Source organism: Neobacillus drentensis (assembly GCF_036966985.1).
GTDB classification, from domain to species: domain Bacteria; phylum Bacillota; class Bacilli; order Bacillales; family Cytobacillaceae; genus Neobacillus; species Neobacillus drentensis_E.
In genome coordinates this window covers 1-9,513 of sequence record NZ_JBALSN010000030.1, presented here as the reverse complement: position 1 = coordinate 9,513, position 9,513 = coordinate 1, and the positions used below count along the sequence as shown (strand labels likewise).

Below are 9,513 nucleotides of genomic sequence, written 5' to 3'. Positions count from 1 at the left end.
GTTTGAAATTCTCTTGGTTCAATTAGTTGTGACTGATACAATTCCTTTAATTCCATTTCCATCAATTCAAGGTCGGCTACTCTATCGCCAATATAAATTAATGTTCCAAATCTCTTTAAAAATTGTTGAATATCATAAATTGTTTTCATCCTATATCTCCTAATTATTTAATGGAGAAAAAAATATTATCCAAGAAAAAGTATAACCCAACCCGTCATCTATCCTCAAGAAAATATAATCTTAGTTTTAGAGAAACTTCAATCCTACGGCCCATTATTGGAAGATTGGCGTTGTCGATTAATTTCTTGTAGTAAATCAGCATAATTCTGTTGATTCGGATTTAGCTTAATAGCCTGTTGTATATTTTCTTTAGCTTCTTCCAATTCTTTTTGTTCGAGGTTAATAAGTGCTAAATTAAAGAACGCTTCATCAAAGCCTGGGTCAAGTTTTATTGCCTTTTCTAGATGTGTCTTGGCTTCAGAGAGCATTTCCTTCTTAATTTCTACAAAGGATAAGAGAAAATATGTTTTCTCCGATACATTCACTGCATTTTTTTCAGATTCCTTTAATACTTGATATGCCTTATCATAATTGTTTTGTTTTATATATTCCTGTGCCATTAACAAACTGGAGTTTTCATCATGAGATTTTCCAGATGCACTGTAACCGTATGTTAAAGAACCCCACAATAGTGCTGCGGATGCCATTAAAAATAACATTTGCAGCAGTAATTTTTTCCTTTTCGGCAGGTGGACAACACCCGCGGCAAGGAATCCCCCAACCAATCCGCCTAGATGTCCAGCATTATCTATTCCGGATGCAGAGAACCCAATCATCAAATTTATTCCGAGCACAACTAGCAAATTTACTCCCATTGTTCGGAAAAATAATCTCGGGTAAATAACTCCAAAATAAAGTAACGCACCAAAACAGCCAAAAATTGCCCCACTAGCCCCCGCTGATAAGTTCGCACTAAAGATGAAACTGGCAATGAAGCCTGTAACTCCGGCAAATAAGTAAATCACTAAAAACCGAAGGCTGCCAAAAATTCTTTCTACTTCTACACCAAGAAAGTATAAAGCTAATGTATTCATGGCTAGATGGACAAAACCAATATGAAGAAAAACCGGTGTTATAAATCTCCACCATTCCCCATCAATAATCAATTGATTGACTTTTGCTCCATATTTAATCAAAGTGGAAGTATTGGTGCTCCCACCATGAACTTGAAGCCAGAAAAAAACAGCAAGCTGTATTGCAATGAATACATAAGTAAAGAATGGTTTACCACTTAATAGAATCGCTCTTTCCGTCTTAACTTTTTTAATAGCATAATCCAATGATGCTTTCTTCATTAACTCAACATCTTCTTCTGAATAGTCTTCTTTTATAGAAAAAGAAAAATCATGCGAAAGCCTCTCTGATAAACTTCTGAACCCTTCCTCGTATTGACCCTGTGCAATTAGAATTGAGGTAACCATGGTCTTATTTCCATCTAAATGGACAAAAGGCTTCGTGAGACGAAATTCATATTCATCTACAGGTGGAAATTCACTGACATAGATGTTAACAACATTCAACTCATGACGACCAATTTGTTTTCGGACTCTTTCCCCATTGGCAGCAGTAAACTCAATATCCCGCTGCATGGCATTACTCCAATCCAAATTATGATGCAGTATGCGAATGATAGGTGCTTTTTTATTTTCAAGCTTTTCGAGCCATAATTCTTTTTGATTTTCAAATAATTGAATAATACGATAACCATGATCAGTTATCAATAAATTGGCCAAATTCCAAAAAATGAATCCTTCTTTATTACTCATTTCCCCCCAACTTCCTTTGTAAGAATAAGCTTCAGATAAACCTGCTTTCATTTTATTCGTCTTTCCCTTTTATCTTTCATTATAAACGAAATCTCTCGTTACAATAATTAAACAAGGTGATTATTTTTACAGCAAACTCTCAAAATCAAAACAAAAAAAACCATCTGTGGTTTTCACCATTCAGATGGTCTTCCAAACATTGATTGCATCATTTTTTGCTTTACTCCTGGAAAACTCATAACTGAGCCTACTGCAATTCTGCGCATCCAACTAGACCCAAGCAGGACATTAATAAGTCGGAATTTGTACTTATAAACCAAATACCCTATAGAACCAATCATTAATATGGATGTTAATATGCGAGACATCATCATCCCTCCTATATCTATTTTGTGATGATGACGATTAAATTATCCAATAAAAATGATTGAATTCTCATTAATAGTTCTTAAAGACAGGCTCCATTGTTTTCTTTAATACATTCACGGAATTCTCGAATTTTGCTTGCTCTTCTTGATTTAAATTCAGTTCAACCACTTGTCTAACTCCCTCACGATTAACTACAGCCGGAACGCCAATATAAATATCATTTTGTCCGTATTCTCCATCTAGATAAGTGGAGACAGTGAGGACTGAATTTTCATCACGAAGAATCGCTTTGGTCAATCTGACAAGGCCCATAGCAATTCCATAATAAGTTGCACCTTTTCGTTCAATGATATGGTAAGCAGCATCCCGAACATTTAGAAAGATTTGATCAAGGTCCGTTTGTTTAAAACCAGTTTTGTTTTTTGACCAATCACTGATGGAAGTTCCAGCAATATCTGCATTGCTCCACACAGGCAATTCTGTATCTCCATGTTCTCCAATTATATAGGCATGCACGTTGCGGGTGTCCACATCAAAATAATCACCCAATAAAAACCGAAATCGTGCTGTATCTAAAATGGTTCCTGAACCAATTACCCGTTCTTTTGGTAAACCTGAAAATTTCCAAACCGCATATGTTAAAATATCCACTGGATTTGTGGCCACAAGGAAAATACCGTCGAAACCACTTGCCATAATTTCGTCCACGATACCTTTAAAAATCCTTGTATTCTTTTCTACCAAGTCTAGCCGTGTCTCCCCTGGCTTTTGGTTTGCACCTGCTGTGATCACGACAAGATCAGCCTGACCGCAATCCTGATAACTCCCAAACCATATTTTTGTTCGCGATGGGGAGAATGGTAAGCCATGATTTAAATCCATTGCGTCTCCTTCTGCCTTTTCCTTATTTAAATCAATTAAAACTAGTTCTTCGGTAATACCCTGATTTAATAGTGCAAAAGCATAGCTTGAGCCAACAAATCCAGTTCCAATAAGTGCAACTCTATTTACGCGGCGATTTACCATGACCGTTCCTCCATGTAAAAGTGTGATAATAATTTTATTAAAAGATCATTTTGATAGACTGAGTTATTTATTTAAATACGTGATGGCGATTGTAAGCAGCGCAGCAATAAAGCCTGAAATAAAATTCACCATATCATTATCTACAAAGACCATCCCTTTTATTCTAGTGGTCGGCAACTGACAATGACTCTTCTTCTCGGTTTCAATACCACATTGCTCACATACATATACCTGCTGATAAAAGGCACCGATCAACGTATCAATAACATTCCCGAGATAACCAAATAAAAAGACCAGATAAGTTAAAAATAGACCTAAATCAAAAAGCCAAAATCCAATAATTGAAATGAGTAAAGAGCCTGCAAGTGAAGCCGCACTTCCTAAAAAACTAATCGCTCCAGATGTCCCCTTTTCGACTCGCTTAAAGGTACGTATGTATAAAGGCTCTTGTTTACTTAAACCGCCAATTTCCGAAGCCCATGTATCAGAATTTGCACTTGCGAGACAGACTAAAAAACCAATTAACCAAATCGTATCATGATTAAAATAATGAATGATACTGAAAAGCCCCGCAGCACCTCCATTCGCAGCAACTTGACGCCAGTCTCTTGTAGCACCTTTTGCCAACTTTTCTTCTATTATGTACTTTGAACTACTCTTATATTTTGACCAAAAAGTTGATGAGGCAAAAAAAGCACCAAGCAGGAAAAGACCATTTATTCCGAATCCTAAATAAACGGTTAGTCCAACAATGCTTGCTGCCAAGGCACCCGATCGGGTCAAGGATTTAGAGTGATAACCTGAAGCAGCTCCTAACAGGATAAAAATGAAGATAATAATGGCTTCAATCATTTTATCTTGATAACCTCATTGTTTGTAATAATTTTCGAAACAGGAATATCATGCTCCTCCACATGAAACTGTGGGACCAGCTGCTCGGCAAAGGCAAGTGAAAGGGTTTTACCATTATAATTTTGTAAATAACGATCATAATAACCCCCTCCAAAACCCAAACGGTAGCCTTCTCGTGTATAGGCCAAACCTGGAACAATGATTAAGTCAATCCTATCAGCGCTCATTGGATTAGTTAAAGACTCAATTGGCTCTAGTAAACCATAATATACTGTTTCGAGTTGTGAAAAATCAGTGATTCTTCTGAAAGTCATTTTCTTTTCTTTGGGGTCACATTTTGGAACAACCACTTGTTTACCTAATTCCCATGCTCTCTCAATAATTTGATAGGTATCAACTTCTGGCTTTTTTGATATCGTTATTCCAATCACTTGTGCTTCCTTCCAATCTTGATCATCATAAAGTCTGCCCGCAATATTATTTGAATAATCTTCATATAAAAGTTTTGTAAGACTGGAGAGTTGCTCTTTCATATCTTTACGTATAGACAATTTATTATTCATCATAGCTTGCATCACCCCTTATTTTTAGACAACAAAAAAAGCAGCAGGAAGCCCTACTGCTTATTTTGTTTCACGATGTGCTGTTGTACGTTTTTCTCTTGGGCAATATTTCTTAAGCTCAAGACGATCTGGATTATTACGTTTATTTTTTGTTGAAATATAGTTACGATCTCCACACTCAGTGCAAGCCAATGTAATATTCACGCGCATGTTTATTTCCCTCCAAACAATTAAGCATTTCATTCATACGACTTATCCATAATATCATTTTTTAAAAGGAAATGCTAGTATGTTTTTTTTAGATAATTATTGGATTGATTCTTTTTATTTTAGGCTCTGTTAAACTTGCCTGTTGATTTCCGCTCCAGGCACTTCGCTTTCCGCGGGCGGTCCGGGGAGCCTCCTCGTCGCTNNCTCCCCTGCCCCGTCCTCCCGCAGGAGACTTCGTGCCTTCCTCTCCAATCAACATGGTGCCAAAAAATACAATAAGCTTTAACATAGGCTTATTTTAAAAGGGCTTGCTCCATTGTGAGTAATTCGTTTTTATCGGAACCTGTAATCGTCCACGTGTTCATTTTTCCAATCTCATGCGGACCTAACGACATTTTGATTGAAAAAATACTAGAAGCAGGCGTTTTTGCCATTGGCAGGTAATTTAGGCTTCCTTTTTGAAGAGAACTCCATATTTGATCAGTAAAAACCTTCCATTGTGGCATGGCCGTGTATTCCTTCATTCCAACTCCATTATGTTCTCCATTAACCAAGTAAATATTATTATTTGCATGATGAAAGATTCTTTTATCTGTCGGTGATACAAAGACAAGATTGTCTTGAATAACCAATGGATAGTAATGCATGGACAAAACTTTAATTTCTTTCGTTTCCTTGCTGTGATTACTAATATGGACACTTGAATATCGTATTTTGGAGTGGGGTTGCTCCTGTTTCACTTTGATAATTATTTCTTCGTTATGTAAAACCTTTTCCTTACAATCTTGGAGCCAAAAGTATTTTCCGTTAACCCATAAACCGGGAATAAACAGAAGTGTTTCCTGTGGAAGGTGGAGACTAGGTTTCTTTTGTTGTAGCTGCTCAATTATATTCATCGAATTACACCTTTTTATTCATTATTTAGTGTTTCATTTGCTTTATTAGAAGATACACGTTTGTTTAAATGATACATACTACTATGATCCAACCATTTTGGCAGATGCTCTTCATATTGCTTCAGTTGAATTAGATCATAATTGATGTCAGTTCGATTCGGTATTTCCATCATTGGAGTGTGAATGATATTGGAGCGAAACAGTGGAAAAAATTCCTTATCCGAAATATTAATCCCTAATTCTGCTACGTAGTTACGATTTGCTACTAACCCTTTAATGAACCAATGTCCGATTTGATACTGAACCTTGATTTCAAAAAAATGGTGAGCGTTTTTACCGGTAAAATCCAAATCTGTAACATCATAAATTCGGACAACTGGGGTCAGACGATCAAAACTTAGATGAAAATAGCGCTCCATAATTGTTTGGGGTATGTTAGAAACTTCCCAGAAGAGAAGCATTTTACGGGGAGTAACTAGTTTAGCGACCATTTCCCCCTTAAGAGGAAGAAAGTCTCTAGATGGATGGTTTGTTATATTTCTGCCATCTCCTTTTAACTTAGTAGTTTCATAAACCATTTTGTCCTCCATTTCTGCAACTGATTAATTTATGCGCAAATTTTCAAATTATTCTTAATAGATGATAATTTAATCGTACCACCAGTTGCGAACGCGCACAATAAACGCAAATTGTCGTTTTTTGGAAACTTTGAGACCTATAACTTCCCGTATAACTAAAAAAAGATAAGGCAGAAAACTCCTTATCTTTTACAAATCTATTGTCCTTTAGGCATTTAAATTAACTCGGTTTCCTGTCACGAGGTAAATAACATGTTCTGCAATATTCGTTGAATGGTCTGCGATTCTTTCAATATATCTGCAAACAAATGCCAATTGAATAATTTGGTTGGTCGCATGTGGATTTTGTGGAATATGGCCTAACAATTCTTGTATTAAACTTCCAAACATTTTATCCACTTCATCATCTTTTTCTGCACAGTTTTTTGCAACCTTAATATCCTCTGAATAAAAGGCCTTTATGGAATCAGAAACCATCTCCAAGGCCATTTCCATCATTTTTGGGATATCAATTATTTCTTTAAAATGCTTTTCATTACCAATATGCAATGTTGATTTAGCAATATTTACTGCAATATCTGCTAATCGCTCAACCTCAGAAGATACTTTTAAAGCTACATTTATTTTCCTTAGATCAGTCGCAACTGGTGATTGTCTTGCAATTAATAATAATGCCTTATCATTTATTTCGTATTCTAAATCATCGATTTCATTATCACCATCGATAACTTGCTTAGCCTTTTCCATATCCTGATTAATAAGAGCAATCATCGCTTCCTTGATTGCATGCTCCGATTTTTCAGCCATTGTTAAAAGCAAATCTTTCAACTCTTTTAAATTATTATCAAAAATTGCTCTTGTACTCATAGTAGTCACCTCATCATCCGAATCTTCCTGTAATGTATCCTTCAGTCCGTTCGTCTCTTGGATTTGAAAAAATTGTCGATGTTGAATCTAATTCGATTAATTCACCCATTAAAAAGAATGCAGTCTTATCTGAAACCCTTGATGCCTGCTGCATGTTGTGGGTTACAATAACAATCGTATATTTTTCTTTTAATTCTAAAATCATCTCTTCGATCTTTAGCGTAGAAATTGGGTCTAACGCAGATGTAGGTTCATCCATTAATAACACTTCTGGTTTGGTTGCCAGTGCTCTTGCAATACATAACCTTTGCTGTTGTCCCCCTGATAGTCCTAATGCAGGAGCATGTAAACGATCCTTGACTTCCTCCCATAGCGCCACATCCATTAGTGATTTAATGACAATTTCATCAAGATGCTTCTTTTTTGTGATCCCATGGACTCTTGGCCCATAGGCAACATTATCAAAAATAGATTGCGGAAACGGATTTCCCTTCTGAAAAACCATTCCCACGTGTTTGCGTAAATCTACTAGATCCACTTTCTTATCTAAAATATTTTGGCCATTAATATTAATTTCGCCCGTCATTTTTACATTTGGGACCATATTAATCATCAAGTTTAGTGTTTTAATAAATGTAGATTTACCACATCCCGAGGGGCCGATGATAGCGGTAACCTCTTTCTTGTTTATCGGAAAATTGATGTTTTTTAATGCATGATGCTCGCCATACCATAAATTCAGATCTTTAATATCAAAAACCTGTCTGGTTAATATTGAAGTTTCCACAACTTTTCCCCCTTATCCAAACCTTCCAGAGATATATTCCTCTGTCTTTTTAACAGATGGATTGGTAAAAATCTTTTCAGTATAATCATATTCAATGATATCACCGCTCAAAAAGAAGGCTGTTTTATCGGAAATACGGGATGCCTGCTGCATATTATGGGTAACGATGATTATCGAATATTCCTTTTTTAAATCAACGATTAAATCCTCCACTTTTGCATTGGATATAGGATCTAGCGCCGATGATGGCTCATCAAGAAGCATGACCGTAGGTTTCATAGCAATCGTCCTAGCAATGCAAAGACGCTGCTGCTGCCCGCCTGAAAGGGATAGTGCAGATTTATGAAGCCTGTCCTTTACCTCTTCCCACAATGCAGCTTTTTTCAAACTCTCTTCGACAATTTCATCCAGTTTACTTTTTTTCTTAATTCCAGCAAACTTAAGGGCATGCGTAATATTTTCATAAATTGATTTTGGAAAAGGGTTGGGTTTTTGAAAAACCATGCCAATTTCCTTACGGAGAGCAACAACATCTATTTGCTCCGACAAGATATTAAGATCTTCATAAATGATTTCTCCCACTGCCCTTGCACCTGGAATGAGATCATTCATTCGATTGATACTTCTTAAAAAAGTCGACTTACCACAACCGGACGGACCGATTAGGGCAGTAACAGAATTTTTTTCTATATTCATTGAAATTCCATTTACTGCTCGTTTTTCTCCATAGAATATTTCTAAATTATTTACCTCTAATATTAGATCATTTTGTAATTGGCTGTTTGACCGAACAGCTTGGTTTACTATTTCCTTTTCCTCAAAAGCTGTAACCATCCTATCTCCCCGCCTTTTATTTAGATGCAGTAACTTTCTTATGAATCATACTTCCAATCCACCTTGCAAGTAAGTTAAATACTAATACCGATAATACTAAAACAGCAGCCGACCCATTGGAAACTTCTTCAACATCAGGTATTAACCCTTGTGTGTTTACGGACCAAATGTGAACAGCAAGCGTTTCAGCCGGACGAAAGATATTTAATGGTGATTGAGCGGAAAATGGATTCCAGTTTGCGTAATCAAGTCTTGGTGTTGAAAGTCCAGCAGTAAATAATAGCGCAGCTGCTTCCCCAAATACACGCCCTGCAGCAAGAATCGCTCCCGTTAAAATAGATGGAAAAGCACTAGGTAATAAAACAGTTTTTATCGTATGCCACTTGGTAATCCCTAACGCAAGACTTGCCTCTTTCAAATCTCTTGGGACTGCACGAATAGCATCCTCACTGACACGAACAATTACCGGTAAGTTGAAAACAGTTAATGCTAAGGCTCCTCCCAAAATGGTGTATCCCCAGCCTGTTAAATTAACGAACATTAATAGGCCAAACATCCCAATAACAATAGATGGCAGCGAAGCTAAAACTTCTATACAAGAACGGATTATGTCTGTAATTTTTCCTGGCTTAGCGTATTCCGCCATATAGATCCCCCCGCCTATACCTAACGGAAGGGCGATTAACATCGTAATAAATAATATAT

The 9,513-nt window shown here is 36.5% G+C and carries 13 protein-coding genes; all 13 read right to left on the bottom strand.

The genetic code is table 11. The annotated features are described in order from the left end of the window. On the bottom strand, positions 1 to 149 hold a 149-nt coding region (locus tag V7659_RS01980), incomplete at its 3' end, for a YqgQ family protein (protein WP_335537773.1). A gap of 114 nt (positions 150 to 263) precedes the next feature. Then, positions 264 to 1,826 carry a rhomboid family intramembrane serine protease gene (locus tag V7659_RS01975; protein WP_335537769.1) on the bottom strand — a complete coding sequence of 521 codons (1,563 nt, stop codon included), beginning with the start codon at positions 1,824 to 1,826 and terminating at the stop codon, positions 264 to 266. 173 nt (positions 1,827 to 1,999) lie between these two features. Further along, positions 2,000 to 2,194, bottom strand: a complete 195-nt coding sequence (locus tag V7659_RS01970; protein WP_144547681.1) for a hypothetical protein — start codon at positions 2,192 to 2,194, stop codon at positions 2,000 to 2,002. Positions 2,195 to 2,264: 70 nt separating this feature from the next. Beyond that, the gene (locus V7659_RS01965) at positions 2,265 to 3,221 is read right to left on the bottom strand and encodes an L-lactate dehydrogenase (protein ID WP_335537766.1); all 957 of its coding nucleotides are present in this window, start codon (positions 3,219 to 3,221) and stop codon (positions 2,265 to 2,267) included. 63 nt (positions 3,222 to 3,284) lie between these two features. Continuing rightward, the gene (locus V7659_RS01960; RefSeq protein WP_335537765.1) at positions 3,285 to 4,073 is read right to left on the bottom strand and encodes a DUF92 domain-containing protein; all 789 of its coding nucleotides are present in this window, start codon (positions 4,071 to 4,073) and stop codon (positions 3,285 to 3,287) included. After that, on the bottom strand, positions 4,070 to 4,636 hold the full coding sequence (locus tag V7659_RS01955; RefSeq protein WP_335537771.1) for a 5-formyltetrahydrofolate cyclo-ligase: 567 nt from the start codon (positions 4,634 to 4,636) through the stop codon (positions 4,070 to 4,072). The genes V7659_RS01960 and V7659_RS01955 overlap by 4 nt, the downstream gene beginning before the upstream one ends. Before the next feature lie 60 nt (positions 4,637 to 4,696). Next, positions 4,697 to 4,846 (bottom strand): 50S ribosomal protein L33, encoded by a 150-nt coding sequence (rpmG, locus tag V7659_RS01950; protein WP_015594975.1) that lies wholly within the window; start codon positions 4,844 to 4,846, stop codon positions 4,697 to 4,699. Positions 4,847 to 5,139: 293 nt separating this feature from the next. Beyond that, a complete protein-coding gene (locus tag V7659_RS01945; protein WP_335537764.1) occupies positions 5,140 to 5,742 on the bottom strand; it encodes a hypothetical protein in 603 nt (200 codons plus the stop codon). Positions 5,743 to 5,756: 14 nt separating this feature from the next. After that, complete coding sequence (locus V7659_RS01940; RefSeq protein ID WP_335537763.1) at positions 5,757 to 6,320, bottom strand: DUF4912 domain-containing protein; 564 nt, start codon at positions 6,318 to 6,320, stop codon at positions 5,757 to 5,759. A 207-nt stretch (positions 6,321 to 6,527) separates the two neighbouring features. After that, the gene (gene phoU / locus V7659_RS01935; RefSeq protein WP_335537761.1) at positions 6,528 to 7,187 is read right to left on the bottom strand and encodes a phosphate signaling complex protein PhoU; all 660 of its coding nucleotides are present in this window, start codon (positions 7,185 to 7,187) and stop codon (positions 6,528 to 6,530) included. A 13-nt stretch (positions 7,188 to 7,200) separates the two neighbouring features. Next, entirely contained in the window at positions 7,201 to 7,974 is a 774-nt protein-coding gene (pstB, locus tag V7659_RS01930; protein WP_335537760.1) for a phosphate ABC transporter ATP-binding protein PstB, read from the bottom strand. Positions 7,975 to 7,986: 12 nt separating this feature from the next. Further along, positions 7,987 to 8,808, bottom strand: coding sequence for a phosphate ABC transporter ATP-binding protein PstB (gene pstB / locus V7659_RS01925; protein WP_335537758.1), 822 nt, complete (start codon positions 8,806 to 8,808; stop codon positions 7,987 to 7,989). Positions 8,809 to 8,824: 16 nt separating this feature from the next. Next, a partial coding sequence (pstA, locus tag V7659_RS01920; RefSeq protein ID WP_335537756.1) for a phosphate ABC transporter permease PstA occupies positions 8,825 to 9,513 on the bottom strand: 689 nt, incomplete at its 5' end.

Bases quoted from the DNA above. Each gene is read 5' to 3' on its own strand.
- V7659_RS01965 (WP_335537766.1), bottom strand. From the start codon at position 3,221: ATGGTAAATCGCCGCGTAAATAGAGTTGCACTTATTGGAACTGGATTT.
- V7659_RS01960 (WP_335537765.1), bottom strand. From the start codon at position 4,073: ATGATTGAAGCCATTATTATCTTCATTTTTATCCTGTTAGGAGCTGCT.
- V7659_RS01945 (WP_335537764.1), bottom strand. From the start codon at position 5,742: ATGAATATAATTGAGCAGCTACAACAAAAGAAACCTAGTCTCCACCTT.
- V7659_RS01955 (WP_335537771.1), bottom strand. From the start codon at position 4,636: ATGAATAATAAATTGTCTATACGTAAAGATATGAAAGAGCAACTCTCC.
- V7659_RS01975 (WP_335537769.1), bottom strand. From the start codon at position 1,826: ATGAGTAATAAAGAAGGATTCATTTTTTGGAATTTGGCCAATTTATTG.
- rpmG (WP_015594975.1), bottom strand. From the start codon at position 4,846: ATGCGCGTGAATATTACATTGGCTTGCACTGAGTGTGGAGATCGTAAC.
- phoU (WP_335537761.1), bottom strand. From the start codon at position 7,187: ATGAGTACAAGAGCAATTTTTGATAATAATTTAAAAGAGTTGAAAGAT.
- pstB (WP_335537758.1), bottom strand. From the start codon at position 8,808: ATGGTTACAGCTTTTGAGGAAAAGGAAATAGTAAACCAAGCTGTTCGG.
- V7659_RS01970 (WP_144547681.1), bottom strand. From the start codon at position 2,194: ATGTCTCGCATATTAACATCCATATTAATGATTGGTTCTATAGGGTAT.
- V7659_RS01940 (WP_335537763.1), bottom strand. From the start codon at position 6,320: ATGGTTTATGAAACTACTAAGTTAAAAGGAGATGGCAGAAATATAACA.